The sequence below is a fragment of the Kribbella sancticallisti genome, assembly GCF_039530625.1.
In the GTDB taxonomy this organism is placed as follows: Bacteria; Actinomycetota; Actinomycetes; order Propionibacteriales; family Kribbellaceae; genus Kribbella; species Kribbella sancticallisti.
Map to the genome: position 1 here is coordinate 448,271 of NZ_BAAAOS010000017.1, position 25,725 is coordinate 473,995.

Below are 25,725 nucleotides of genomic sequence, written 5' to 3' on the forward strand. Positions count from 1 at the left end.
CTGAGACAGCGCCCTGGCACCGGCTACCAGTCGGGTGCCAGGGCGGGTACCAGTGCCGGCGCGCACGGTTGATCCCAGAACAGTCATCTGGGAGGGTCCGATGTCCACAACGAACCAGGTCGCCATCTCGGCCGAAGGTCTGGTCAAGAAATATGGCACCACCACCGCGCTGGCCGGCGTGGATCTCACCGTGCCGACCGGCACCGTGCTCGGCGTCCTCGGCCCGAACGGGGCCGGCAAGACCACCGCGGTCCGCATCCTCGGCACGCTGCTGCAACCGGACGCCGGGCACGCGACCGTCGGCGGGTACGACGTTGTCCGCGAAGCGCCGCGGGTCCGCGAGATCATCGGCCTGACCGGGCAGTACGCCTCGGTCGACGAGGACATGTCCGGCCGCCGCAACCTGGTCATGATCGGCCGGCTGCTCGGCAGCAACCGCACCCAGGCCAGGGCCCGCGCGGACGAACTGCTCGAACGGTTCGAGTTGTCCGACGCGGGCGACCGCATCGCCAAGACGTACTCCGGCGGTATGCGCCGGCGGCTCGACCTGGCCGCGAGCCTGGTCGGCCACCCGAGCATCCTCTACCTCGACGAGCCGACCACCGGACTCGACCCGCACGCCCGCAACGGCGTCTGGGACACGGTCCGCAACCTCGTGCTGGACGGAACCACCGTGCTGCTGACCACGCAGTACCTGGAAGAGGCCGACGCGCTGGCCGACTCGATCATGGTCTTCGACAAGGGCAAGGTGGTCGCCTCCGGGCGGCCGGCCGAGCTCAAGGCGCAGGCGGGCAAGCAGTCCCTCGACGTCCGGCCGTCCGAGCCGGGTCACCTCGAGCGGGTCGCCGCGATCGTGTCGGAGTCCGTCGGGGCCCGGCCGACCGTGGACGTGGTGAACGCGCTGGTGAGCGTGCCGGTCTCCGATGGCTCCTCGATGCCGGTGGTGGTTCGCCGGCTCGACGAGGCCGGCATCGCCGTCACCGAACTGTCCCTGCGGCTGCCGAGCCTGGACGAGGTGTTCCTCGCCCTGACCGGACATGTCGCCGAAGAAGAGAGCACCGCCGCACTGGAAGGAGCGAGCCGATGAGCACCGCCATTGTCGAGGCACCCGCGGCGCACGCTGCCCGCCGCAGCAGGCCGTTCGCGTGGGTCGAGCAGAGCCTGACGCTGGCCTGGCGCAACATCGTCCGGATCCGGCAGAACCCCGAAGCCCTGGCGGACGTGACGTTCCAGCCGATCATCTTCCTGGTGCTGTTCCTGTTCGTCTTCGGCGGCGCGGTCGCCACCGGCGGCACCTGGCGCGACTACCTGCCGTTCCTGCTGCCCGGCCTGCTGGTGCAGACGGTCGTGTTCTCGACGATGGGGACCGGGGTCGCGCTGAACGACGACTTCGCCAAGGGCGTGTTCGACCGGTTCCGGAGTCTGCCGATCGCGCGGATCGCGCCGTTGATCGGGGCCGTGCTGGGTGACGCGGTCCGGTACACGCTGTCGATCCTGATCCTGATGGGGACCGGGTTCGCGCTCGGCTTCCGGTTCGGCAACGGCGTCGGGAACGGGATCCTCGCCTGCCTGATCGTGCTGGCGTTCGCGCTGTCGCTGTGCTGGATCTGGGTCTGGCTCGGGTTGAAGCTGAAGACCGCGCAGGGCGTGCAGGGCATCGCGTTCCTGGTGATGTTCCCGCTCACCTTCGGCAGCAACGTGTTCGTGCAGACCGACACGCTGCCCGGTTTCCTGCAGGCGTTCGTGAACGTGAACCCGGTGAAGTACCTGGTCGACACGATGCGCGGCCTGATGCTCGGCGGCGACGTGCAGAAGCCGCTGCTGATCACACTGGCCTGGATGGTCGGGTTGGTCGCCGTCTTCGCCCCGCTGGCGATCCGGGCCTACCGCCGCCGCACCTGACCCGCTGCTTGCCCTTGGCATGAAAGCCGCGGGGAAGCGCTCCACGTCACTGACCCCGAACCCAAAGGAAAACAGGAGTTTTCACTTGGAAACGGGTCAGTAATGTGGAGCGGTCATGGCTAAGATGACAAGGGTTCAGGCACGGGGTATCGACAAGAGGTGCAATGAGCGATCCCTCCGTACGCCGTTATTCCGGACGCTCGGTCGACGAGTGGAAGGCGGCGCGACGGGAGCGTCTGCTGGACGCCGCGCTGGAGCTGTTCGGGACCGAAGGCTATCCCGCGACCTCGGTGGAACGCCTGTGTGCGCAGGCGAAAGTGTCGACCCGGCACTTCTACCACGAGTTCCAGAACAAGGAAGCCGTGCTGCTCGCGGTGCACGCGCAGGTGATCGAACTGGCGGTCCGCAGTACCGGTGAGGCGCTCGCGTCGACCGCTGGGGCGCCGGTCCGGGAGCGGATCGTCGCGACCGTCGACGGCTACCTGCGCACCATCATGGCCGACCTGCGCCGGGCCCGGATCTCGTTCGTCGAGGTGGTCGGCACCAGCCCCGCGGTGGAGGAGCAGCGAATCGCCTTCCGCGAACTGCTGGTCTCCAGCGTGGTCAGGATCGGCGAAGCGGGAGTCGACCGCGGGGAGATCAGCCGGAAGGACTTCAGGTTCCTCGGCCTGTGCTTCATCGGTGCCGTCAACACCGTCGTCTACGACTGGATGCTCACCGACCCGCGACCACCCGAGGAGCAGGTCCAGACCGCATTGCGCGACCTGGCCCTCGCCTTGATGCTCGACTAGCTGTTCTTGTCGGTGCTGGTGAGGTCGAGCCGCTTGCGGACCTCGGCCATCGCGTCGTCGCGGGGTAGTGCCGCGCCCGCGTCGTACGCCGCCTCGAACCGTTCGTTGCCCAGTGCCACCCGCAGCCGCTCCGCAGTACGCCGTACGTCGGAGTCCGGCACGGTCCGCATCCCCCGCATCGCGGCGGCGAGTCCGAGGACGCGCGCGGCCACCTCGTCCTCACCGGTCAGCGGATCGACATCGGCAACGGCGGCCACGATCCCCGACGCCAACGGCATGTCCTCGGTGCGCAGCGCGAGCTCCACCGCCTGCCTGCTGTACTCCTTCGCCGCCTGCTGGTCGCCGCGTGCGACCGCCACCCGGCTGAGCTGGCTGAGCACGATCGCCTGCGCGTGCGGCGCGTGCCGCTCGGCAGCGAGGTCGAGCACCGCGTAGGCCTGCTCGGCGAGCTCCTTGGCCACGTCGAGCCGCTCCTCCCGCCGGGCGACGGCACTCAGCCCCACGAGGGCGATCGCCTGCCCACCACGGCTTCCGCTCTCCTCGGCCATCCGCAGCGCCCGGTGCATCTCCTCCCGCGCGCCGTCGAGGTCGCCCAGCTCGGCCCGGCTGATCGCGCACTGGGCGAGCAGTTGCGAGACGCCTTCGTTCGTGCCGAGCTCACCGATCAACCGCAACGCCTCGGTCAGCGAGCTCAGCGCGCCCTCGTGGTCGCCGCTGCCGGCCTGGTGGCTGGCCAGCCCGCGGAGGGCGAGCGAAATGGCCCAGCGGTCGCCGATCGCGCGGAACCCGTCCAGCGCGACGGCCAGGTCCGCGGCCATCTGGTCGACGTCGCCCTCGTTCTCCCGGAACATCGCGCTCATCATCACGGCCATGGTCCGGGTCCACGGATCGTCGTGCTGCCGGGCCTCGTCGAGCACCCGGAAGCAGGCTGCCTTGTCCCGGCGGACCGCGGACCAGGCCGCGTTGGTGAACAGCCCCACACCCGACCCGGCGACCTCTGGGTGCTGCCGGCTCAACAGCCGTACCGACGCCAGTCCACGGATTGCCTTCGCGTAGTTGGCCGACGGGTCCTCGCCGTTGGACATCGTGCCGAGCGAGAACATCATCAGCGTGCCGGCCCGGTCGAGCGGCCGGCTCGGTCCGTCCACGGCCAGCGCCGCCTCGAACCAGCTGACCGCCTCTGCCGGACGACCGCGGATGTTCCAGTACTCGCCGAGGACACTGACGAGTTCGAGCGCAGTCCCCGCGTCGCCGGAGTCCACCGAGGTTCGCAGTGCGTCGAGCAGGTTCTCGTTGTCCGCGTCCAGTCTGGCGATCCACTGCAGTTGCTCGCCTGTGCGCAGCTTCGGGCTGGCCTGGTGGAGCAGGTGCCGTAAGTACGCCGTGTGCGCCTGCCGGAACTGGTCGTACTCCCCGGACTCGGCGAGCTGTTCAGCGCCGTACGCCTTGACTGTCTCGAGCATCCGGTAGCGCACCGACCGGTCGTCGGCCGCGGCCTCGACGAGTGACTTGTCGACGAGGGAAGCCAGTACTCCGAGCACGGCCTCGGGTGGCAGCCCCGGTCCGGTGCAGATCCGTTCGGCGGCTTCGAGCGTCGCACCACCGGAGAACAGCGACAGGCGGCGGGCGACGGCCTGTTCGTCGCGGTCGAGCAACTCCCAGCTCCACTCGACGACCGCACGCAACGTCTGGTGCCGGGGCAGCGCGGTCCTCGAACCACTGGTCAGCAGCCGGAACCTGTCAGCCAGGCGCTCCACGATCTGCTGTGGGGTCAGCGCCCGCAGCCGGGCCGCGGCCAGTTCGATCGCCAGCGGCATGCCGTCCAGCCGGCGGCAGATCTCGGCGATCGCCTCGCGGTTGTTCTCGGTGATGGTGAAGTCGGGCCGAACCGCGCGGGCCCGGTCCACGAACAACTGGACCGAGGGGTAGGCGTCGTCGGTGCTGTGCAGCGGCGGCAGACCGAGTGGTCCCACCTGGTGCAGGTGCTCGCCGGGGATGCTCAGCGGCTCGCGGCTGGTTGTCAGCACTCGCAGCCGCGGACACGCCGCCAGCAACGAGTCGACCAGGTCGGCGACCTCCTGGACCAGGTGCTCGCAGTTGTCGAGCACCAGCAGCACCCGCCGGTCGGCGATCACCTCGACCAGCCGGTCGGTAGCCGCTCGCCGGGTCGGGAGGTTCTTCGGCGCCAGCGTGGTGTGCAGGTTGTCGACGTACTCGCTCGCGCCCAGCGCGGTCAGCATCGCCGGTGCGACATCGCTCGCGTCGCCCAGCGGAGCCAGCTCGACGAACCAGACGCCGTCGCCGGTCTGCTCCACCAGGGACCGCCCGGTCTCGGTCGCGAGCCTGGTCTTCCCGGCGCCACCCGGGCCGACCATCGTGACGAGGCGGGTGCCGTTGCCGACCAGCCGCGCCAGCTCGGCCACGTCCTCGGCGCGGCCGACGAAGCTGGTCATCGGAGCGCGCAGGTTGTTCCGCCGCGCGGGCTGAGCAGCCACCGGTACTGCGGACGCTGTCGCGACCGGGTCGATCGTGTCGCCCCGCAGTACGGAGCCGTGGAGCTCGCGCAGGCTGGTCCCCGGGTCCGCGCCGAGCTCGTCGGCCAAGGTGACTCGCACCCGCTCGTAGGCGGCGAGGGCCTCGGCCTGGCGGCCGTCGGCGTACAGGGCTCTGATCAGGAGTTCGTGCAGTCGCTCGCGGAGCGGGTGGGCGGTGGTCAGCCGCTCGAGCTCGGCGGTCACCTCGCGGGCGTTGCCTACGGTGATCGCGGCCTCGGCGAGATCCTCGGCGGCACCGAGCCTCAAGTCCGCCAGCCGGTCGGCCTCGATCGCGGCGAACGGAAGATCGCGCAGATCCGCCAGGGCATCGCCGCGCCAGAGCCGCTCGGCCTGGGTGAGCAGGGCTCGCGCCTGGGCGGGATCACTGGCCAACAGGCGGCGGCCACGGCGGACGAGGTCCTCGAACTGGAGCGCGTCGACGGACTCCGGCGAGATCGTCAGCGTGTAGCCGGCCGGGCCGGACTGGACGGAGATGCTGGACTCCGTCGCCGGGAGGCCCGCGCGCAACCGGGAGACGAGGGACTGCAGAGCGTTCGCGCTCGGCGCCTCGCTGTCCCACAGGCCGTCGACCAGAGTCTCGATCCCCACCGGGCGGCCCGCGCTGAGCGCCAGCCGGGCCAGCAGACCGCGCAGCCGGACGCCGCGGACGTCGAGCGGAGATCCGTCGGCCGCCCACATGGCGAGTGGACCGAGCACCGCTATGCGCAGGCCACCAGCCTCGCACACGGACCCGCTCAAACCCCTGCCGTTTGTCACCTGCGTAGCCGCCGAAGATGGCTTACTGTCGGCTGGTGACCGACATCTCCGCCCAGACCAGTTCCGCGCTCCGCCGGATCCTCGCCGAACGTCAGACCAAGGGACGGGTGCCCGGGATCGTGGGCGCCGTCGCCCGCGCCGGTGCGCTGGCCTGGTCCGACGGGGTGGGATCGGCCGACCTGACCGCGCCCGGCGTGGCGCCGACCGCCGATACGCAGTACCTGATCGCCTCGCACAGCAAGACCTTCACCGCGGTCGCGATCATGGCGTTGCGCGACGAGGGCAAGCTCAGCCTCGACGACACGCTCGAGAAGTTCATCCCGGAGAGCAAGCACGAGGCCATCACCGTGCGGCAGATGCTCAGCCACATCAGCGGTATGCAGCGCGAACCCGTCGGCGACGTGTGGGACCAGATGAAGTTCCCGGACCGCGCCCAACTGGTCGAGGGCTGGAACGAGGCCGAGCGGATCGGCAAGCCGCACCACCGATTCCACTACTCGAACCTGGTCTACTCGATGCTCGGCGAGATCATCGCCCGGGTCGACGGACGGTCGTGGTACGAGTCGGTCCAGGCGCGCATCCTGCGGCCGCTGGAGATGAGCCGGACCACGGTCGGGATGGACGGCGGCCCGGCGGCGAGCGGGTACTACGTGCCGCCGTTCTCGGACGTGCCGGTCAACGAGCCGCTGAACGATCTCAGCGCGATGGACGCCTGCGGCGGCCTTGCCAGTACTGCGGCCGACCTCGCCAAGTGGATGATGTTCATCGCCGATCCGGTCGAGGAGGTGCTCTCCAAGGACACCATCGAGGAGATGTGCCAGCCGCAGATCATGGCGGACGTGGACCGCTGGCAACTGGGCTTCGGCCTCGGGTTCATGTTGTTCCGCCGCGGTGAGCGGGTCTTCGTCGGCCATACCGGCGGCATGCCCGGCCACATCACCGGCAGCTTCGTGCACCGCCCGTCCGGTACCGCCGGGATCACGCTGATGAACACCACGTCGGCGCCCGACCCCGCCGCGATCGCCACCGACCTGCTGATCAAGGTGCTCGAGGGCGACCCCGAACCGCCGGCCGTCTGGACCCCTGGCACCGAGGTGCCCGCCGAGTTGGCCGGCGTACTCGGTACGTGGTTCTCCGAAGGCAGCCCGTTCGTCTTCTCCGTCCGCAACGGCACCCTCGAGGCCGCGGCCCAGGGCGCCCCCGAGTGGAAGGCCCCGGCCGTCTTCGAGAAGGTCTCCGACGACATCTACCGCACCGTCTCGGGCCGTGAAGCCGGCGAACTCCTGCGCATCACCCGAGACGCCGACGGCACCCCCACCACGCTCCACTGGGCCACCTACCTGTGCACCCGAGAGCCCTTGGCCTTCGGCGAGTGGCTGTAGCCCGGCAGCCCGGGCGGCCGTCGCAGGCCGCCCGGGGCTAGGGGTCAGTCGGGCTTGGTGTAGCCGGTCTGGCCGTCGAGGAGTTCCCGGATGATGTCGAGGTGGCCGACGTGGCGGGCGGTTTCCTCGATCATGTGGCAGAGGACGTAGCGCAGTGAGGCGGCGCCACCCTCGCGGACGCTCGGTCCTTGCTCCAAAGCGTCCAGGGAGAGCGAGGCGGTGATCGCGTTCGAGCGCGCGCACTCGGCGTCGTACTCGTCGAGCAGTTGAGCCAGCGGAACGTCGTCGACGAACATCTCGGCGTCGGGGTGTCCGTCCTCGGTCCATGGGGTCTGGCCCGTGTCGGGGGTGCCGAGCACGTTGAGGTGGAACCACGAGTACTCGACCCAACGCATGTGCGCCACGAGTCCCGCCACCGTCATCAGCGGGGAGGTGGGCAGCATCTTGCGGTGGGCTTCGGCCTCGCTGAGGCCTTCGCACTTCATCCGGACGAAGGACCTCTGCAGGTCCAGCCAGCCAGTCAGTTGAGTCCGCTCGTCAGAGGTCAGCGGCGGACGGGATACCACGGTCATTGCAGCTCCAAAGGTGGTGACAAGCCACCTGACTCAGCCGAGGACGCGACAGGCAGGCAGCACGACGGAAGAACTCGACATCGCACCCACCTCCTCTCACGTCAGCCAGAACCCTAGCCGCCGACGCCGCGAGCACCTACTGATTTATCAGGCGTGCCTTGACCTCGTTCTTCAGGACCTTGCCGACCTTGGAGCGGGGGAGGTCGGGCCAGACCAGGACCTGTTTGGGGGTCTTGACGCTGCCGAGGCGGCTCTTCACGTAGTTGCGGACCTCCGACTCGGTGACGGTGAGGCCGGGGTGGAGTTGCAGCACCGCGGTCACCCGCTCGCCCCACTTCTCGTCGGGAAGTCCGACGACCGCGCAGTCGCGGATCGCCGGGTACGTCATCAGCGCCTGCTCGACCTCCGCCGAGTACACGTTGAATCCGCCCGTGATGATCATGTCCTTCGCCCGATCCACTATGTAGAGGTAGTTGCCTTCGTCGAGAAAGCCGATGTCACCCGTGTGGTGCCACCCGTACTGCGACGCGGCCGCCGTCGCCTCGGGGTTCTTGTAGTAGCCGGCCATCACCAGCGACCCGCGGACGACGATCTCCCCGCGCTCACCGGTCGGCAGGAGTTGGCCGGAGTCGGACATGATCGCCACCTGCGTCAGTGGCGAAGGCCGTCCGGCGGACGTGAACCGTTCCACGGCAGGTGAACCGTCCGGGTGGAAGTGGTCCGCCGGCGCCATCGTGGAGATCATCATCGGCGCCTCGCTCTGGCCGAACAGCTGCGCCATCACCGGCCCGATCCGCTCCAGCGCCTCCGCCAGGCGAGCCGCGGACATCGGCGCGGCGCCGTACCAGAAGCACTGCAGGGAGCTGAGATCCGTCGCAGGCAAGGAAGAATTCGCCAGCAGCAGGTAGATCAGCGTCGGCGGCAGGAACGTGTGCGTGACCCGGTGCCGCTGCACCAGGTCCAGGAACTCGTCCAGATCCGGCGCCGGCATGATCACGATCTCGCCGCCCAGCGTCAGAACGGGAAAGCACAGTACTCCGGCCGCATGCGTCAGCGGTGCCGGCGCGAGATACACCGGCCGCCCGGAGAACGGGTAGCTCATCAGGGTGATCGCCGACATGGTCTCCAGGTTCCGCTCGGTCAGCATCACCCCCTTCGGCCGCCCGGTGGTGCCGCCGGTGCCGACCAGCAGCGCGGTGTCGTCGAGCGGTTCCAGCGACCACGGCTCGATCGGTACGCCGGCCAGCCACGAAGCCAAGCTCATTGCCTGAGGCAAGGACTCTTCCAGGCAGACGACGGTGGTCAGCTTGGGCAGATCGGGCAGGATCTTCTCCACCAGCGGCAGGAAGGCCCGCTGGAAGATCAGCGCGGAGCAGTCGAACGCGTCCAGCAGGTCGCGGTTCTCGGCCGCTTCGTTGCGCGGGTTCACCGGGCACCAGACCGCGCCGGCCCGGGCAATGCCGAACACGCAGGCGAACGAGATCGGGTTGTTCGCGGACAGGATCGCCACCTTGTCACCCGGCAGGATCCCCGAGCGGTGCAGCGCACGCCCGACCTGCCAGGAGAACTCCTGCACCTCGGCGTAGCTGAGCGACGTACCGGCCATCGTCAGGCAGGGCGCGTCGGCGCCCAGCGAGGCGCCTTTGTCGAGGTAGTCGTACAGCCGCACGGCGAACTCCAGGTGGGGCAGGTGGTGCAGGCGCGGGAGCGCCTGGGGGGTGACGCGACGCTCCCGCACCTGGTCTCAGTGGTGGACGGTCACAACTGGTTCGAGCACGAGCCCGAAGCTTCGGAGTACGCCGAGCAGTTCGCGGTGCCCGAAGGCCTGGCAGGCCGAGGCCAGCCCGGCCCGGCGCGGGGGCTGCTGCAGCAGTGAGTACGCCGCGTACGCCTGGAGGGCGCCGGTCTGCTTGTAGTTGCTGTTGCCGTGGATCACGCAGTGCGCCCGGCCGAGCGGCCCGGAGGCATGCACCGAGTCGAGTGAGGTGTTGATCCGCGGGTTCTCCCGCGGCGGCATGCTCGCCTGGACCGAGGCGGCCACCTCACCCAGCGCGGCATCCTGCTGCTCGGCCGGGAGCGTCTTGATCTGTGTCTCCACCATCTTCACCGCTTCGACCACGCCCTGCATGACGGTGCGGTCGAAGACTCCGCCGGCCACCTTGACGTTGGCGACGCGGGGATCGTTACGGAACCAGACCGGGTGGCTCGTGCCGCCCCACGGCAGGGCCAGAGCGGTGGCGTGCTGACCCGGCACGTTCACCTCGAAGGTGGTCAGCGGGTCCCACTTCACCAGTTCGTTCTGTTCCAGGTAGTGCCAGTCGGCCTTGAGGATGGTGAAGATGGTCTGGGTCGACGCGTACGTCGGGAAGCCCTTCCACAGCACCAGGATGTCGAGGGTGTCGAGGCCGGGTGTCTCCAGGCAGATGTTCGCGGCGATCTCGCCGGTCGTGTACATCTGCGCGACACCCGGCGCGAGGAGCAGTCCTTCGGCGGTGAACTTGTCGCTCCACCCGGCTTGCGCGTCCAGCAGCCAGTCCTGTTCACCGGTGGTGTCCAGGTAGTGGCAGCCGGCGGCGAGACTCGCCTCGACGACCTCGGGCCCGTACTTCACGAACGGGCCGACCATGTTGCTGACCACTTTCGCGCCGCGGAAGAGGTCGGTCAGCGCACTCACCTCGTGCTCGACCTCGACCACCTCGTGGTCGACGGTGTCGATCCCGGGGACCCGGTCGAGCACCTCCTGGACCCGCTTTTTGTCCCGGCCGGCCGCGATGAACGGCACGTTGAACTCGCGCAGGTACTCGCAGACGAGCCGCCCGGTGTAGCCGGAGGCGCCGTACACGACGACAGGTTTGGTCATCTCACATCCCCATTCCGCCGTCGACCGGCAGCCCCGCGCCGGTGATGAACCTGGCCGCGTCGGAGGCCAGGAAGACCACCGCGTCGGCCATGTCGGAGACCTCGCCGAGCCGGCCGAGCGGGGTCAGCCCGATGACGTCACCCACCGCCGCCTCGGCGGACGGCCAGAGCCCGAGGGTGACCATGTCCGCGGCCAGCTTCATGCCCATCTCGGTCGGCACCAGGCCGGGGTACACACAGTTCACCCGTACTCCGTAGCCGAGCTTGCCGGACTCCATCGCGGCCACCCGGGTGAGGCGGTCGACCGCGGACTTGGTCGCGGAGTACCCGGCGATGCCGGGGAAGGGGATCGTCGCGGCGACGCTGGAGATGTTGACCACCGAGCCACCAGTCCCGGCGGGTCCCTCCGGCCGCATCGCCCGGAACGCGTGCTTCAGGCCCAGCGCAGTACCGAGGACGTTGATCTCCAGCATCTTGCGGACGTCGGCCGGGTCGAGGTCGATCACCAGGCCGGACAGTTCGACGCCCGCGTTGTTCACCAGGATGTCCAGGCCGCCGAGCTCGCCGATGGTGGCCTCGATCGCCGTTTCCCAGTTGGCGTCGTCGGTCACGTCGAGCCGGACGAAGGCGGCGCTCGCGCCGGTCTGCTTCAGGTCGTCGGCCGTCTCCCTGCCGAACTCCTCCTGGATGTCGGCGATCACCACCGCCGCGCCGGCCTTGGCCAGGGCTTGCGCCATCCCGGCACCGAGGCCACGAGCACCCCCGGTCACCAGTGCTTTTCGTCCGGTCAGGTCGTACCCGCTCATGACTGCTCCCCTTCGGCCGGCTGCTTGACCTTGCTGATCGATCGCCAGGTCTCCGGTGAGGTTCGGTGACGTGACGATGAGCACAGCGTGACCAAGTTCTGGACAGTCGTCAAGAGTTTCTTGGACAACTGTCAAGAAAATCTGCGCCGCAGGTTAAACTCCAAGGAGCTACCCCAGGAGGCAAGACCGTGACCGAGGTGACGGACCGGATCTCGCGCCGCCAGGTGGACAAGTTCGCTGAGCGCCGCGCCCAGCTGGCCACCTCGGCTCTGCGCACGCTGTCCGAGCTCGGCTACGCCCGGACGAGCCTGCGGGAGATCGCCCAGAACTCCGACTTCTCCCACGGCGTGCTGCACTACTACTTCCGCGACAAGGTGGAGCTGATCACGTACTGCGTGAAGCTCTACAAGGCCGAGTGCGTCACCCGGTACGACCAGATCGTCGCGACGGCGAGGTCGGCCGACCAGCTGCGGGTCGACTTCAGCCAGGCGCTCGCCACCACGTGCGACGAGGACGGCTCGATGCACCGCCTCTGGTACGACCTGCGCAACCAGGCGCTGTTCGAGCGGTCCTTCCGCGAGGATGTGCTGGAGATCGACAAGACCCTGGAACTGATGATCTGGCGCATCGTCAGCACGTACGCCGACCTCAGTGCCGCCACCATCACAGTCTCCCGCTCCACCGCCTACGCCCTCTTCGACGGCCTCTTCCAGCAGGCCCTCCTCCGCCACCTCTCCGGCGAACCGAAGGCCCTCGACGACCTCCGCGAAGGCGTAGAACAAACCCTCCCCAAACTGCTACTCCCGTAACGCCCACTTCCCGACCCGAGCGGTCGCAGCCCGCACTAACTCGGCTCTCCGTGACGCCTGCTCGGCGCCGGCCTCCCCTACTCCGCTTTCCCTGACGCCCGCTCAGCGCCGGCCTCTCCTACTCCGCTTTCCCTGACGCGCGCTCAGCGCCATCCTCCCCTCACTCCGCTTTCCCTGACGCGCGCTCAGCGGGGGCGGTCGTCGCGGATGCGTTTTGCTTTCCCCAGGGAGCGTTCGAGGGCGTGCGGGGGTAGGACTTCCACCGCGGCGGTGACGCCTACGCGGTCCTTCACTCGGCGGGAGAGCGCGGAAGCGGCCGACGCGTACGAGGACGTCGGCAGGTCGGGGGCGGCTTCGACCTGGACGGTTAGTTCGTCGAGACGCTGAGGACGGGTGAGGATGCAGAGGTAATGCGGGGTCAGGCCCTCGACCAGCAGCAGTTGTTCCTCGATCTGGGTGGGGAAGACGTTCACGCCGCGGACGATCATCATGTCGTCGGTGCGGCCGGTGATCTTCTCCATCCGGCGCATCCCGGGGCGGGCGGTGCCGGGGAGCAGGCGGGTCAGGTCGCGGGTGCGGTAGCGCAGTACGGGGAAGGCTTGTTTGGTGAGGGTGGTGAAGACGAGTTCGCCGACCTCGCCGTCGGGCAGCACCTCGCCGGTGACGGGGTCGATGATCTCGGGGTAGAAGTGGTCCTCCCAGATGTGCAGGCCGTCCTTGGTCTCGACGCACTCCTGCGCGACGCCGGGGCCCATCACCTCCGACAGCCCGTAGATGTCGACGGCGTGCATCCCGGTCCGGCTCTCCACCTCGGTGCGCATCTGCTCGGTCCACGGTTCGGCGCCGAAGATGCCGACCCGCAACGAGGTCTCCCGCGGATCCATGCCTCGGGCAACCATCTCGTCGACGATGGAGAGGAAGTACGACGGCGTCACCATGATGATCCGGGCGCCGAAGTCGCGGATCAGGTCCACCTGGCGTTCCGTCATCCCGCCGGACACCGGAACCACCGTGCAGCCGAGCCGCTCGGCGCCGTAGTGCGCCCCCAGCCCGCCGGTGAACAACCCGTACCCGTACGCGACATGGCACACGTCGCCCGCGCGTCCACCGGCGGCGCGGATCGACCGGGCGATCAGGTTCGCCCAGTTGTCGATGTCGGCCCGGGTGTACCCGACCACGGTCGGGCGTCCCGTCGTACCGGAGGAGGCGTGCACCCGGACGACCTCGGAGCGCGGTACGGCGAACATGCCGAACGGATAGTTGTCCCGCAGATCCTGCTTGGTGGTGAAGGGCAGCCGGGACAGGTCGTCGAAGGACTTCAGGTCGTCCGGTGCGAAGCCGGCACCGTCCAGCGCCGCGCGATAGTGCGGCACGTTCTCGTACGCCGCGCGCACGGTCGTCCGCAGGCCGGCCAGTTGCCGCGCCTTCAGTTCGTCGGCGGACAACTTCTCGCCTTCGTCCAGCAGTTCGGCGGGGCAGGCTTCGCCGAGAAATCTTTCGGTCATGGGAGACCTTTCAGGGGCGGGCCAGCAGGGTCGCGATGCCCTGGCCGACTCCGATGCACATGGTGGTGAGCGCATACCCGGCGTCGCGGTGGCGAAGCTCGAGGGCGGCGGTGAGGGCGAGGCGGGCGCCGGACATGCCCAGGGGGTGTCCCAGAGCGATGGCGCCGCCGTTCGGGTTCACGTGCTCGGCGTCGTCGGGGAGACCGAGCTCACGCAGTACTGCGAGGGACTGGGCCGCGAAGGCCTCGTTCAGTTCGATCACGCCGACGTCGGACAGCGAGACGTCGGTGCGGGTGAGCAGCTTGCGGGTCGCCGGGACCGGGCCGATCCCCATGATGCGCGGCGGTACGCCGGCGGCCGCGGTGCCCACGATCCGCGCCAGCGGGGTGACACCGAGCCGCTCGACCGCGTCGCCGCTCATCACCAGCAGGGCGGCGGCGCCGTCGTTCACGCCGGACGCGTTGCCCGCGGTCACTGTGCCCGGGTCGCGGAACGGGGTCTTGAGCCCCGCCAGGGCGTCCAGCGAGGTCTCGCGCGGGTGCTCGTCCACCTCGACCATCGTCACGGCGCCACGCTTGCCGGGGACCGGAACCGCGACGATCTCCTCGGCCAGCCGACCGTTCGCGACCGCTTTGGCCGCCCGCTGCTGGCTGCGCAGCGCGAACAGGTCCTGGTCTTCCCGGGAGACGGAGAAGTCGGCGGCGACGTTCTCCGCGGTCTCCGGCATCGAGTCGATCCCGTACTGCTTCTTCAGCAGCGGGTTGACGAACCGCCAGCCGATCGTGGTGTCGAAGATCTCGGGCTGCCGGGCGAACGCGGTGGTCGCCTTCGGCAGCACGAACGGCGCCCGGGACATCGACTCGACGCCGCCGGCCAGCACGATGTCGTTGTCGCCGGCGATGATCGAGCGAGCGGCCGAGGCGAGCGCGTCGAGGCCGGAGCCACAGAGCCGGTTGATCGTCGTGCCGGGAACGCTGTCCGGCAGTCCCGCCAGCAGCAGGGCCATCCGGGCGACGTTGCGGTTGTCCTCGCCGGCCTGGTTCGCACAGCCGAGCACCACGTCGTCGATGAGCGAGGCGTCCAGGGCGGAGTGCCGCGCAAGCAGGCTGGAGATGGCGTGCGCCGCGAGGTCATCGGGACGCACCGCCGCGAGAGCCCCGCCGTACCGACCGATCGGAGTCCGGACGCCGTCCACCAGGTAGGCCGCCGAGCGGGTTGCCGTGCTCATATCTCCTCCTTGATGATGGTGCCGGGCAGTTGGCGGCTGCGGCCGCGGAACTCCGCGATCACCTCGTCGCCGCGGCGCACGGTCACGTCGTAGATCCCGTTCCGCCCGTACGCCGTCCGCTCCCGCGCCTCGGCGACCAGAATCTCACCGCGCCGGGCGGGCGCGATGAAGACGATGTCGCAGGCCTGCGCCACCGTCACCAGGTTGCGCGAGTTGCAGGCGAAGGCGAAGGCCGAGTCGGCCAGGGTGAAGATGAAGCCACCGTGGGCGATGCCGTGACCGTTCACCATGTCGTCGCGAACCGGCATCTCGAGAATGGCCGTACCGTCGGAGACGGAGACCAGACGCATCCCGAGCCCGGCGCTGGCGGTGTCGTCGGCCCACATCGCGGCAGCGACCCTGCTCGCGAGCTCTTCACCCATCGGTCCACCTGGAAGTAGGGGGCGGTTGTGACACGCTATCCCCGATCTGGGCATTGACTGTAACATTCCCCTCGTCGTCCATTCGAGCCTGGAGCGCACCAATGACATCGACTGACTGGCTGGCTGCCCACCGCGAACGGCTGGACGGAGCGTTGACCGCGATCCGCAGCCGCGGCTACTACTCCGCCTTCCCGGAGTCACCGAGCCCGCGGGTGTACGGCGAGGCCGCGGCCGAGGACGGCAAAGCCGCGTTCGAGGCGCACCGCGGTACGGCGTACCCGGTCGAGACGCCCGGCGCAACCGGCACGGTCAGCTCGGAGGAGTCGCCGTACGGCATCCCGCTCGACGTCCAGTACCCGCACACCACCGAGAGCGGCCTGGACGAGTTGCTGCAGGCTGCCCAGCAGGGCATGTCCGACTGGCGGAAGGCCGGCGTCGACGGTCGCGTCGGCGTCACGCTGGAGATCCTCGACCGGCTGCACAAGCGCGTCTTCGAGCTGGCGAACGCGGTCCAGCACACCAGCGGGCAGGCGTTCGTGATGGCCTTCCAGGCAGGTGGCGCGCACGCGCTGGACCGGGCGCTCGAGGCGATCGCCTACTCCTACGAGGAAATGAACCGCTACCCGGCGACCGCGGTCTGGGAGAAGCCGGCCAAGGGCGACCCGATCCGGATGGAGAAGAACTTCACCGTCGTCGGCCGCGGCGTCGCGCTGGTGATCGGCTGCAACACCTTCCCGACCTGGAACTCCTGGCCCGGCCTGTTCGCCTCGCTCGTCACCGGCAACGCCGTCGTGGTCAAGCCGCACCCGCTGGCCGTGCTGCCGCTGGCGATCACCGTCGACGTCGCCCGCGAGGTGCTCGCCGACGCCGGCTTCGACCCGAACCTGGTCACGCTGGCCGCCGAGCACCCCGGCGACGGCCTGGCCAAGCCGCTCGCGCTGCGCCCCGAGGTGAAGATCATCGACTTCACCGGCGGCAGCGAGTTCGGCCAGTGGCTGGAGCAGAACGCGACCCAGGCCGAGGTGTTCACCGAGAAGGCCGGCGTGAACGCGGTCATCGTCGACTCGACCGACTCCTTCAAGGCGCTCTGCAACAACCTCGCCTTCACGCTGTCCCTGTACTCCGGCCAGATGTGCACCACCACCCAGAACCTGTTCGTCCCGGCGGATGGGATCGACACCGACGAGGGCCACAAGTCCTTCGACGAGGTGGGTGCCGGGCTGGCGAACTCGATCGGCAAGCTGCTCGGCGACGACGCCCGCGCGGTCGAGCTGCTCGGCGGCATCGTGAACCAGGCCGTGGTCAGCCGCCTCGAGCTCGCCCCGGAGTACGGCGATGTCGTGCTGGCGTCCCGTGCGATCCAGCACCCGGCGTACGCCGACGCGGTGGTCCGTACTCCGCTGCTGGTCGCCATCGACGCCAAGGACGAGGAGGTGTACGGGCGCGAGTGCTTCGGCCCGGTGTCGTTCCTGGTCCGGACCGGTGACACCGCCGAGTCGATCGAGCGGTTCCGGCAGACCGTCCGCGAGGGCGGCGCGATGACCGCCGGGGTGTACTCGACGAACGAGCAGACGCTGGAGCAGGTCCGCGACGCCGCCCTCGACGTCGGCGTCGCGCTGTCGGAGAACCTGACCGGCCAGGTGTTCGTGAACCAGTCGGCCGCGTTCAGCGACTTCCACGGCACCGGAGCGAACCCGGCCGCGAACGCTACGTACACGGATGGCGCTTACGTTGCGGGTCGCTTCCGGGTCATTCAGTCTAGGCGTCATGCCTGACGCCCTGGATCTCGACAACGTCCACGAAGCACTCGCGTACTACGACCGCTGGCTGGCGTTCAACCAGCGGTACCTGCGGATTCCCGGCGTCCAGGCCGCCGCGTACGCCGGGGACGCGCTGAGGTTCTCGGCGGCGTACGGGCAGGCTGACGTCGAGCAGGGCACGGCGCTGACCGAGCAGCACCTGTTCCGGATCGCGTCGCACTCCAAGACGTTCACCGCGACCGCTGTGCTGCAACTGGCCGAGCAGGGCAAGCTCCGGCTGGACGACAAGGCCGCGATGCACGTCACCGAGATCGTCGGTACGCCGTTGGGCGAGCGGACGCTGCGGGATCTCCTCAGCCATGCCGGCGGTGTCACCCGGGACAGCACCGAGGCCGATTTCTGGCAGCTCGACACGCCTTTCCCCGATCGTGAGCACCTGCTCGGCGTACTGAAGGACCCGGCCTCCGCGGTGATCCCGGAGAACGACCGGTTCAAGTACTCGAACATCGGCTACGGCCTGCTCGGCCTGGTGGTCGAAGCCGCCTCCGGTACGCCGTACAACAGCTACGTGCAGACCGAGATCGTGGACAAGCTCGGGTTGTCCGGGCTCGGGCCGGAGCTGGACGCGAACCGGCAGGCGGAGTACGCGGTGGGCTACAGCTCCCTGGCCTACGCGGACGTCCGGGTGCCGATCGAGCACGTCGACACCCGGGCCCTCGCTTCGGCGACCGGGTTCTACGGCACCGCGCGGGATGTGGCCGGTTTCTTCTCCGCCCACCTGCTCGGCGACGACCGGTTGCTGACGGACGCGTCGAAGCGGCAGATGCAGCATCCGCTGTGGAAGACCGGCGAGGAGGACGACCCGCGGTACGGGCTCGGTCTGCAGGTGTCGAAGGTCGCCAAGCGGGACGTGTTCGGGCACAGCGGCGGCTACCCGGGGCACATCACCCGCTCGCTGGTCGACGGTGGCCGCCGGATGGTGGTGTCCGTCCTGACGAATGCGATCGACGCTCCTGCCACCCAACTGGCCGAAGCGGCTCTCAAGCTGGTCGATCTGGCCGAGTCCAAGCCCCGGGAAGACACCGCCGGCCTGGCTCGCTTCACCGGCCGCTTCGCGAACCTGTGGGGCGTCAACGACATCGTGCTGCTCGGCGGCCGGCTCTACGCGATCGACCCGAGCTCGCCGGATCCCGCCGCGGACCCGATCACGCTGGAGGCCGACGGCGACGTACTCCGCGTCACCGGCGGCTCCGGCTACGGCGCGTACGGCGAGTCCTACCGCTACACCTTCGGCCCTTCCGGCGAGGTGGAGTCCGTCCGCGGCTCCAGCGGCCTGCTCGCCCGGCCACTCGAGCAGTTCACTCTCCCCGACCACGTGCGGGTCAGGAGCCACTCCTAGCGCGCTAGCGTTCGGGGTATGACCATCCATGGGGATCACCCGTTCCTGCCGCCGGAGTCGGAGCGGAGTCCGGTCCGGCGGCTCCGCGGGCGGTTGCCGTCGCCGGTCGGGCTGTGGACCACGCAGTACGACGGGAAGCGGGCCGGGCTGACCGTGTCCTCGATGCTGGTGGCCGACGGCGAGCCGGGGTACGTGATCGGGTTGATCGATCCGGACTCGGACCTGTGGGAAACGTTGCGTGAGGCAAGGACCGCGGTCGTCAGCCTGCTCGGTGGTCCGCACCAGCAGCTCGCGGACGCCTTCGGTTACGTGGCTCCCGCGCCGGGCGGGCCGTTCCGGATGATCGACTGGATCGACACCGAGTGGGGACCTGCTCCGGTCGGAGTGAGCACCTGGGCCGGGTGCCGGCTGGTCGACAACGATCCGCCCGAGGTCGGCTGGGCTCTGCAGGTGCAACTGGAATTGGTCCATGTCGAACTCGCCGCCGACGAGGTCGTCCCACTGATCCACCGCCGCGGCCGCTACACCACGCTGTAGCAGGCAACGCACGCGCGGCAGCGCCCGTATTCGTTAGCCTGCAAATCGACGCCCTGGCGTCCGGTAGCGCGGTTTTCGAGGTGATTCCGGCCTGAATCGGTCCCGGGACCGGGCGGTGGCTGCTTAAGGTGGGGACATGCGTGCCACCACGATTCATGCGCCGTTCGACGTCCGGCTGAGCGAGGTCCCGGATCCGGTGATCAGCAAACCCACGGACGCGGTGATCAAGATCGTGGCCGGCTGCATCTGCGGATCCGACCTGTGGCCGTACCGCGGCGAGAACAAGATCACCCCCGGCAGCCGGATCGGGCACGAGTACGTCGGGATCGTCCAGGAGGTCGGTTCGGAGGTCCGCACCGTGCGTCCGGGTGACTTCGTTGTCACCCCGTTCGTCGCCAGTGACGGAACCTGCCCGAACTGCCTGGCCGGCCTGCAGTCCGTTTGCCAGAACATCGTCGGGATCGGTAGTTCGGAGGCCGACGGCGGCCAGGGGGAGTATGCGAAGGTGCCGTGGGCCGACGGCACGCTGGTCGCCACTCCCGAGGTGCCGGACGACTCGCTGGTGCCGTCGCTGCTGACGTTGTCCGACGTGATGGGCACCGGTTGGCATGCCGCTCTCGCCGCGCGGGTGAAGCCCGGCGACACCGTCGTCGTGGTGGGCGACGGCGCGGTCGGTCTGTGCGGGGTACTGGCCGCTGTGCGGATGGGTGCTGAGCGCGTCGTGGCGATGTCGCGGCATGAGCCGCGGCAGAAAATTGCGCGCGCGTTCGGGGCCACGCACATCATTGCCGAGCGCGGCGACGAGGCGAAGGCCGCGGTACTGGAGTTGACGGACGGGGTGGGGGCGGACGCCGTACTGGAGTGCGTCGGGACCGACCAGTCGTTCAAGACCGCGTTCGCGATCGCCCGGCCCGGTGCCATGGTCGGGTTCGTCGGCGTGCCGCACGGGGTCGAGGTACCGGTCGGGCGGATGTTCAGCCGGAATGTGGGCCTGGCCGGTGGGGTCGCCCCGGCGCGCGCGTACCTGCCGGCGCTGATGGCGGACGTCTTGTCGGGAGCGATCGATCCGGGGCTGGTCTTCGATCAGGAACTGCCGCTGGAACAGGTGGCCGAGGGCTACAAATCGATGCACGAACGGCGCGCGATCAAGGTGCTGCTGCGTCCCTGATGTCGGTCCAAGTGGGTAGACCACCTCGTCAAGAGGCCTTACGAGGCAGTATGTGTGCGCTCTCATACGAGACGTGCACAAGGGATCACGTCTGCGCAACGCGCCTGCGCGGAGCGTTGACACCTGACCGGCCCCGTGCCCAGAGTTGGGGCCGTCAAGGGGGCATTCGTTGTCAGACAGCTCCACGAGCTGATCGGAGAGTGAAAAAATGCGTGGTGGTTGGAGCAAGACCTTCGCGGTGATGGGTGCCGTGGGTCTTCTCGCGGTCAGTGCCTGCGGAAACAGTGACGACTCCGGCAGCGGGGACGGCGGTACGGCCAGCAAGGACGTCACCGTCTTCACCTGGTGGGCAGATGGCGGCGAGAAGGCCGGGCTGGACGGTCTGGTCTCGGTGTTCAACACCGAGTGCAAGGACTTCAAGTTCGTGAACTCCGCCGTCGCCGGTGGCGCCGGCTCGAACGCCAAGCAGGTGCTGGCGAACGACCTCGCGGCGAACAAGCCGCCGTCGACGTTCCAGGCCCATGCCGGCGCCGAACTCGGTGACTACATCAAGAACGGCCAGGTCGACGACGTCAGCCAGCAGTTCAAGGACTTCGGTCTGGACCAGGCGTTCCCGAAGAGCCTGATCGACAACCTGACCGTCGACGGCAAGATCTACTCGGTGCCGGCCAACGTGCACCGCGCCAACGTCGTCTGGGCGAACCCGACCGTGCTGAAGCGGGCCGGGATCGACGGCACCAAGGCGCCGGCCTCGGTCGACGCGTGGATCGCCGACATGGAGAAGCTGAAGGCGGCCGGGGTCAAGGCCCCGCTGGCCACCTCCAAGGGCTTCGCCGAGGAGATGGTGATGGAGGCCGTGCTGCTCGCCGAGCTCGGTCCGGACAAGTTCACCGGTCTGTGGAAGGGCGAGACCGACATGGCCGGCGCCGACGTCACCGCCGCGCTGGAGAAGTTCAAGAAGGTGCTGTCCTACAGCAACGCCGACCGCGAGGCGATCGACTGGCCGGACGCGCTGCAGTACGTCAACAAGGGACAGTCCGCCTACACGCTGATGGGTGACTGGGTCGCCGCGCAGCAGTTGGCCGACAAGGTGCCGGACAGCGCTTACACGTACTGGCCGGCGCCGGGCACCGAGGGCAACTTCCAGTACCTGGCGGACTCCTTCACCCTGCCGACCGGTGCGCAGAACCCCGAGGGTTCGAAGTGCTGGCTGAAGGTCGTCGGCAGCGCCGAGGGCCAGAAGGCCTTCAACACCAAGAAGGGCTCGATCCCGGCCCGTTCGGACGCGGTCGCCACGGACTACCCGAAGTACCAGCAGGCCGCGATGGCCGACTGGAAGTCCAACAAGATCGTGCCGTCCTGCGCCCACGGTGCCGCGTGCACGCTGGGTCAGAACGACAGCATCCTGTCGGCGATGGGGCAGTTCAGCAGTGGCATGGACGTCGCGACGCTGCAGAAGGCACTCGTCGCCGCGGCCAAGCCGAACTGATCCGCAGGTGTCCTCACCGACCGATACCGACCGGGAGTCCTGAGCGATGCACGGAAGAATCCGCACCTGGGGGCCAGGGGCGCTGGTGCTGCTGCCCACGGTGCTGTTGCTCGGGTACTTCGTCTACGGGCTGATCGCCTGGACCTTCAACACCTCGTTGACGGACAAGCACAACGCCCGGCCGGTCCCGACGAACTACGTCGGGTTCGAGAACTACGCCAATCTGTTCGGTGAGGACCGGTTCCTCAACTCGCTGAAGAACCTCGGCGTGCTCACGGTGGCGTTCATCGTGGGCACGCTGATCTTCGGCGTGCTGTGGGCACTGCTGCTGGAGAAGGGCGTACCGGGGGAGAGCGTCTTCCGGTCCGTCTTCCTCTTCCCGATGGCGATCTCGATGATCGCCTCCGGCGTCGTCTGGGGCTGGTTGCTGAACCCGTCCCAGGGCGACGACGCGCGCGGCCTGAACAGGTTGTTCTCGATCCTGAACCTGAACTTCCTGGAGAATCCCTGGTGGACCGCCGGGAGCAGATGGACCACGATGGCGGCCATCGCGCTGCCCGCGGTCTGGCAGCTCTCGGGCTACATCATGGCGTTGTTCCTGGCCGGCTTCCGCGGCATCCCGCCCGAGTTGCGCGAGGCGGCCCGGGTGGACGGGGCCAGCGAGTTCAAGCTCTACCGGCACGTGCTGTTCCCGCAGTTGTCGCCGATCGCGCTGTCCGCGCTGATCATCCTGGGCCACATGTCGCTGAAGCTGTTCGACCTGATCTACGCGATCACCGGGCCGAACCAGTTCCGCACCGAGGTGCCGTCGATCTACATGTGGAACACCCTGCTCCGCAGCGACATGGCGAAGGCGGCCGCGATCGCGATCGTGCTGCTCGCCGTCGTCGCAGTACTCGTCATTCCCTATGTGGCCTACACCGTCCGGCAGGAGAGCGAAGAATGAGCGCCGCAGACGTCCCGGCCGAGGCTGAGGCCGCGACCGGCAAGGCCGCGGCGGCGATCAGCCGCAAGCCCCGCCGGAACACCATCGCCGACGGCTCGACCCGGACCAGCCGAACCGTGCGGTACCTGTTGCTGCTGCTGTTCCTGCTTTTCGTCCTGACGCCGGTGTACGTCGTACTGATCACCAGCTTCAAGACCTCCAGCGACACCACCGCCGCCGCGCAGTGGTCGCTGCCGGAGACCTGGACGCTGGAGCCGTGGCGCAAGGCGTGGGACGTGCTGCAGCCGTACATGGTCCGCTCGCTCACGCTGGCGGTGCCGGCCGCGATCATTTCGTCGCTGTTCGGCTCCGCGAACGGGTTCGTACTGGCCCGCTGGCGGTTCCCGGGCGCGAACCTGGTGTTCGCGTTCATCCTGTTCGGGATGTTCATCCCCTACCAGGCCGTGATGCTGCCGCTGCGCCAGACCTTCCAGGAGTTGGACGTCACCCGCGGCGTGCCGACACTGCTGATCGCGCACGTGATCTACGGCCTGCCGATCTGCACGCTGATCTTCCGCAACTACTACGCCACCATCGTGCCGAACGAGATCATCGAGTCGGCCCGGGTGGACGGGGCCGGGCTGATCCAGACCTACCTGCGGATCATCCTGCCGATCTCGATCTCCGGCTTCGTGGTGACGCTGATCTGGCAGTTCACCTCGGTCTGGAACGACTTCCTGTTCGCGTTGTTCCTGACCCAGCAGAACAACGGGCCGGTCACCCTCGGCCTGGCGGCCCTGGCCGGTGGCCAGAAGGTCGACTACGCGGCCAGCATGGCGGGCGCGCTGATCACCTCGTTCCCGACGCTGCTGGTCTACATCCTGCTGGGCCGCTGGTTCATCGGCGGCCTGATGGCCGGCGCCCTCAAGGGCTGACCTTTTCTTACGACGGCCCGTGGCTTTTCGGTACTCCGTACCGGAACCACGGGCCGTAGTGCGTTCGTGACGGCGTGTCGAGGCGGTTGTCCACAGGACGCGCGCACCGCACTGCGGCTGAGGGTCGTTCGGCGGTAATCTCACCCAAGTGACCAAGTCACGAGGCCGGGACGGACGCGGCAGCCACCTACGGCTGGTCGACTCCAGTCCGGGCCCGAACCCAGGGCAGTCTTCGGCTGGTGTCGGAGGGACAGACCTCGACACCACGCCGAGCGTCGCTGTGCTGGACACCCTGTTGGAGACGCTGCTGCTGGATCTCGCCGCGGCCCCCACCGCCCTGCATCCGATCATCGCCGAGGCCTCGGTCGCCCGCTCCGCCGCGCTGCTCGCGGACCAACTCTGGCCGGCCGGGCAGCCCGACGAGATCGGCGAGGTCGAGCGGTTCTTCTGGGCCGACGCCGCCCGGGTGCTCGGTGAGCGCCGGGACCCGGATTCCTTTGTCCTGTTGACGAGTCTGGCCCGCACGGTCGGTCCCGCGGGCCGTCTTCCCCTGCAGCGGGCGCACCTGTCGCGGGCCCGGACGCAGTACGACGTGCCCGACTGGGTGGAGCGGATCTCGAGCTTCCGGCTGACCAGCGCGATCGTGTCCGAGGACGTCACCGGCGACGGTCTGAGCGTGGTCCTGGACTACGACGACGAGCAGCATCCGCACACGGTGGTGGTGTTCGTGGACAACAACCAGGGCGCGATCGCCAAGGACGTGTTCGTCGGGCCGCCGGTGGACCGGGTGGTCGAGGCCTACCAGCGGGGCGGCCGGGTGACCGTGCGGACGGTCCGGCCGGCCACAGCGGCGGGGATCATCCTGCAGGCGCTGGGCGAGACGCACGACCACGACGATCCGCCGGTGACGGAGGACTTCGAGTTCTTCTCCGGGTTGTTGGTGAACCGGCTGACTCAACTGCCGGAGCGCCCGATCCGTCCGCCGGTGCGAGCCCAGCTGTCCGGCCGGCAGCGGGACCAGTTGGTGGCCGAGTTCCTGGCTTCCCCTGCTGCCGTTGACCTTCCCGACGATGCCGCCGACATCGCCCGGCTGTGGATCGACCACGCGGTGGACAAGACGGTGGGCGGGCCGCTTCGCGTCAGCGCAGTACTGGTGGAGCTTTTCCTGTCCTACTGGCTGCCCCGGAAGGTGCTTGCCGACAGCACCTACTTCGCCGCGGTGCCGGTGGTGATCGCGGCCTGGCTGCGGTTCGCCGGCGAGCGGACTGAGCTCGACCTGGACGCGATCGAGGAGGCGCTGGACGCCGTCGACGTGTGGACCCCCGCCCTCGAGGCGGCCGCCCTCTCGGACCCGATCGGCTCGAAGTCCGGCGAACGGGTCTTCCTCGACGACACCAGCGACGACCTGGAAGAGGCCTACCGAACCCTCGCGGGCCTCGGCTCACCACCCAGCCCCGACCTCCGCGGCCTGGACAAGAACCAGTCCGCGACCCTGTCCGTCCTGGCGCCGCATGCCTGGCTCCTGGCCGGCGAAACCCTGGGCCCCAACTTCGCCGCCGAAGCCTTCGACATCGCCGAACGCCTGGTCCGCGACGCCCCCGACCTCCTCACCAAGGCCCGCCTCTCCACCTGGCCCCGAGCCATCGTCTGGCTCCTGGCCCACCGCCACCGCCTGGTAGGCCCCGGCGAATCCCTCACCCCCCTCGCCCTGGCCGCCGAACTGGCCTCCTCCGCCCCCACCCTCCGCAAAACCGCCAAACTCCTCACCGACACCCTGATCCTGCCCCGCTGAGGTTCGGTACCTAGGACGAGAGCAAGAACGACCAAGAGCAAGAACAGAAAGACCAAGAACAGGAAAATCAGACTGGGATGCTGCCCAGGCCGGTGTGTCTGTAGCTCGACGTCCGCTGTGCGACCTGAGCGAC

The 25,725-nt window shown here is 68.8% G+C and carries 21 protein-coding genes; 13 read left to right on the forward strand and 8 right to left on the reverse strand.

What is annotated here, in order from left to right; genetic code table 11:
- Nucleotides 1–100 precede the first annotated feature (100 nt).
- From ABD255_RS09875 to ABD255_RS09885, 3 genes are all read left to right on the forward strand, one after another.
- Entirely contained in the window at nt 101–1,087 is a 987-nt protein-coding gene (locus ABD255_RS09875) for an ATP-binding cassette domain-containing protein (RefSeq protein ID WP_344212128.1), read from the forward strand.
- Nucleotides 1,084–1,902, forward strand: coding sequence for an ABC transporter permease (locus ABD255_RS09880; RefSeq protein WP_344212130.1), 819 nt, complete (start codon nt 1,084–1,086; stop codon nt 1,900–1,902). The genes ABD255_RS09875 and ABD255_RS09880 overlap by 4 nt, the downstream gene beginning before the upstream one ends.
- A gap of 164 nt (nt 1,903–2,066) precedes the next feature.
- Entirely contained in the window at nt 2,067–2,693 is a 627-nt protein-coding gene (locus tag ABD255_RS09885) for a TetR/AcrR family transcriptional regulator (RefSeq protein WP_344212132.1), read from the forward strand.
- On the opposite strand, the gene ABD255_RS09890 is transcribed toward ABD255_RS09885, so the two are convergent.
- Nucleotides 2,690–5,986: an ATP-binding protein gene (locus ABD255_RS09890; protein WP_344212134.1), complete on the reverse strand. Its 3,297-nt coding sequence runs from the start codon at nt 5,984–5,986 to the stop codon at nt 2,690–2,692. The two genes, ABD255_RS09885 and ABD255_RS09890, sit on opposite strands and share 4 nt — an antisense overlap.
- 53 nt (nt 5,987–6,039) lie before the next feature.
- Between ABD255_RS09890 and ABD255_RS09895 the strand changes: the two genes are divergently transcribed.
- Nucleotides 6,040–7,386, forward strand: coding sequence for a serine hydrolase domain-containing protein (locus tag ABD255_RS09895; RefSeq protein WP_344212136.1), 1,347 nt, complete (start codon nt 6,040–6,042; stop codon nt 7,384–7,386).
- Between the two features lie 44 nt (nt 7,387–7,430).
- On the opposite strand, the gene ABD255_RS09900 is transcribed toward ABD255_RS09895, so the two are convergent.
- The 4 genes from ABD255_RS09900 to ABD255_RS09915 all read right to left on the reverse strand — a co-directional run bounded on the left by ABD255_RS09900 (nt 7,431) and on the right by ABD255_RS09915 (nt 11,623).
- Nucleotides 7,431–7,958, reverse strand: coding sequence for a DinB family protein (locus ABD255_RS09900; RefSeq protein WP_344212138.1), 528 nt, complete (start codon nt 7,956–7,958; stop codon nt 7,431–7,433).
- Between the two features lie 136 nt (nt 7,959–8,094).
- Nucleotides 8,095–9,696, reverse strand: coding sequence for an acyl-CoA synthetase (locus tag ABD255_RS09905; RefSeq protein ID WP_344212140.1), 1,602 nt, complete (start codon nt 9,694–9,696; stop codon nt 8,095–8,097).
- 6 nt (nt 9,697–9,702) lie between these two features.
- Entirely contained in the window at nt 9,703–10,818 is a 1,116-nt protein-coding gene (locus ABD255_RS09910; RefSeq protein ID WP_344212142.1) for a DUF5938 domain-containing protein, read from the reverse strand.
- Between the two features lies 1 nt (nt 10,819).
- A complete protein-coding gene (locus ABD255_RS09915; RefSeq protein ID WP_344212144.1) occupies nt 10,820–11,623 on the reverse strand; it encodes an SDR family NAD(P)-dependent oxidoreductase in 804 nt (267 codons plus the stop codon).
- A gap of 188 nt (nt 11,624–11,811) precedes the next feature.
- Between ABD255_RS09915 and ABD255_RS09920 the strand changes: the two genes are divergently transcribed.
- Nucleotides 11,812–12,432 (forward strand): TetR/AcrR family transcriptional regulator, encoded by a 621-nt coding sequence (locus ABD255_RS09920; RefSeq protein ID WP_344212146.1) that lies wholly within the window; start codon nt 11,812–11,814, stop codon nt 12,430–12,432.
- A gap of 185 nt (nt 12,433–12,617) precedes the next feature.
- Here ABD255_RS09920 and paaK read toward each other — a convergent pair whose 3' ends face one another.
- From paaK to paaI, 3 genes are read right to left on the reverse strand one after another with little or no spacing between them, the layout of a single operon-like run.
- Nucleotides 12,618–13,937, reverse strand: a complete 1,320-nt coding sequence (paaK, locus tag ABD255_RS09925; RefSeq protein ID WP_344212148.1) for a phenylacetate--CoA ligase PaaK — start codon at nt 13,935–13,937, stop codon at nt 12,618–12,620.
- 10 nt (nt 13,938–13,947) lie between these two features.
- Complete coding sequence (gene pcaF / locus ABD255_RS09930) at nt 13,948–15,165, reverse strand: 3-oxoadipyl-CoA thiolase (protein ID WP_344212150.1); 1,218 nt, start codon at nt 15,163–15,165, stop codon at nt 13,948–13,950.
- Nucleotides 15,162–15,587: a hydroxyphenylacetyl-CoA thioesterase PaaI gene (paaI, locus tag ABD255_RS09935; protein ID WP_344212152.1), complete on the reverse strand. Its 426-nt coding sequence runs from the start codon at nt 15,585–15,587 to the stop codon at nt 15,162–15,164. Before paaI ends, pcaF begins: the two co-directional genes overlap by 4 nt.
- 101 nt (nt 15,588–15,688) lie before the next feature.
- Here paaI and paaN point away from each other — a divergent pair, with 101 nt between their 5' ends.
- From paaN to ABD255_RS09975, 8 genes are all read left to right on the forward strand, one after another.
- Nucleotides 15,689–17,362 (forward strand): phenylacetic acid degradation protein PaaN, encoded by a 1,674-nt coding sequence (gene paaN, locus ABD255_RS09940; RefSeq protein ID WP_344212154.1) that lies wholly within the window; start codon nt 15,689–15,691, stop codon nt 17,360–17,362.
- On the forward strand, nt 17,355–18,746 hold the full coding sequence (locus ABD255_RS09945; RefSeq protein ID WP_344212156.1) for a serine hydrolase domain-containing protein: 1,392 nt from the start codon (nt 17,355–17,357) through the stop codon (nt 18,744–18,746). The genes paaN and ABD255_RS09945 overlap by 8 nt, the downstream gene beginning before the upstream one ends.
- Nucleotides 18,747–18,764: 18 nt before the next feature.
- Entirely contained in the window at nt 18,765–19,283 is a 519-nt protein-coding gene (locus ABD255_RS09950; RefSeq protein ID WP_344212158.1) for a flavin reductase family protein, read from the forward strand.
- A 136-nt stretch (nt 19,284–19,419) separates the two neighbouring features.
- On the forward strand, nt 19,420–20,451 hold the full coding sequence (locus tag ABD255_RS09955; RefSeq protein WP_344212160.1) for a zinc-dependent alcohol dehydrogenase family protein: 1,032 nt from the start codon (nt 19,420–19,422) through the stop codon (nt 20,449–20,451).
- A gap of 208 nt (nt 20,452–20,659) precedes the next feature.
- The gene (locus ABD255_RS09960; RefSeq protein ID WP_344212162.1) at nt 20,660–21,940 is read left to right on the forward strand and encodes an ABC transporter substrate-binding protein; all 1,281 of its coding nucleotides are present in this window, start codon (nt 20,660–20,662) and stop codon (nt 21,938–21,940) included.
- Between the two features lie 46 nt (nt 21,941–21,986).
- Entirely contained in the window at nt 21,987–22,886 is a 900-nt protein-coding gene (locus ABD255_RS09965) for a carbohydrate ABC transporter permease (protein ID WP_344212164.1), read from the forward strand.
- Complete coding sequence (locus ABD255_RS09970) at nt 22,883–23,800, forward strand: carbohydrate ABC transporter permease (protein WP_344212166.1); 918 nt, start codon at nt 22,883–22,885, stop codon at nt 23,798–23,800. Before ABD255_RS09965 ends, ABD255_RS09970 begins: the two co-directional genes overlap by 4 nt.
- Nucleotides 23,801–23,948: 148 nt before the next feature.
- Nucleotides 23,949–25,592, forward strand: a complete 1,644-nt coding sequence (locus ABD255_RS09975) for a hypothetical protein (protein ID WP_344212168.1) — start codon at nt 23,949–23,951, stop codon at nt 25,590–25,592.
- Nucleotides 25,593–25,725: the final 133 nt, after the last annotated feature.

Coding starts and splice junctions, on each gene's coding strand:
- ABD255_RS09875 (WP_344212128.1), top strand. CDS start 101: ATGTCCACAACGAACCAGGTCGCCATCTCGGCCGAAGGTCTGGTCAAG.
- ABD255_RS09880 (WP_344212130.1), top strand. CDS start 1,084: ATGAGCACCGCCATTGTCGAGGCACCCGCGGCGCACGCTGCCCGCCGC.
- ABD255_RS09885 (WP_344212132.1), top strand. CDS start 2,067: ATGAGCGATCCCTCCGTACGCCGTTATTCCGGACGCTCGGTCGACGAG.
- ABD255_RS09900 (WP_344212138.1), bottom strand. CDS start 7,958: ATGACCGTGGTATCCCGTCCGCCGCTGACCTCTGACGAGCGGACTCAA.
- ABD255_RS09910 (WP_344212142.1), bottom strand. CDS start 10,818: ATGACCAAACCTGTCGTCGTGTACGGCGCCTCCGGCTACACCGGGCGG.
- ABD255_RS09915 (WP_344212144.1), bottom strand. CDS start 11,623: ATGAGCGGGTACGACCTGACCGGACGAAAAGCACTGGTGACCGGGGGT.
- paaK (WP_344212148.1), bottom strand. CDS start 13,937: ATGACCGAAAGATTTCTCGGCGAAGCCTGCCCCGCCGAACTGCTGGAC.
- pcaF (WP_344212150.1), bottom strand. CDS start 15,165: ATGAGCACGGCAACCCGCTCGGCGGCCTACCTGGTGGACGGCGTCCGG.
- paaI (WP_344212152.1), bottom strand. CDS start 15,587: ATGGGTGAAGAGCTCGCGAGCAGGGTCGCTGCCGCGATGTGGGCCGAC.
- paaN (WP_344212154.1), top strand. CDS start 15,689: ATGACATCGACTGACTGGCTGGCTGCCCACCGCGAACGGCTGGACGGA.
- ABD255_RS09945 (WP_344212156.1), top strand. CDS start 17,355: ATGCCTGACGCCCTGGATCTCGACAACGTCCACGAAGCACTCGCGTAC.
- ABD255_RS09950 (WP_344212158.1), top strand. CDS start 18,765: ATGACCATCCATGGGGATCACCCGTTCCTGCCGCCGGAGTCGGAGCGG.
- ABD255_RS09955 (WP_344212160.1), top strand. CDS start 19,420: ATGCGTGCCACCACGATTCATGCGCCGTTCGACGTCCGGCTGAGCGAG.
- ABD255_RS09960 (WP_344212162.1), top strand. CDS start 20,660: ATGCGTGGTGGTTGGAGCAAGACCTTCGCGGTGATGGGTGCCGTGGGT.
- ABD255_RS09965 (WP_344212164.1), top strand. CDS start 21,987: ATGCACGGAAGAATCCGCACCTGGGGGCCAGGGGCGCTGGTGCTGCTG.
- ABD255_RS09970 (WP_344212166.1), top strand. CDS start 22,883: ATGAGCGCCGCAGACGTCCCGGCCGAGGCTGAGGCCGCGACCGGCAAG.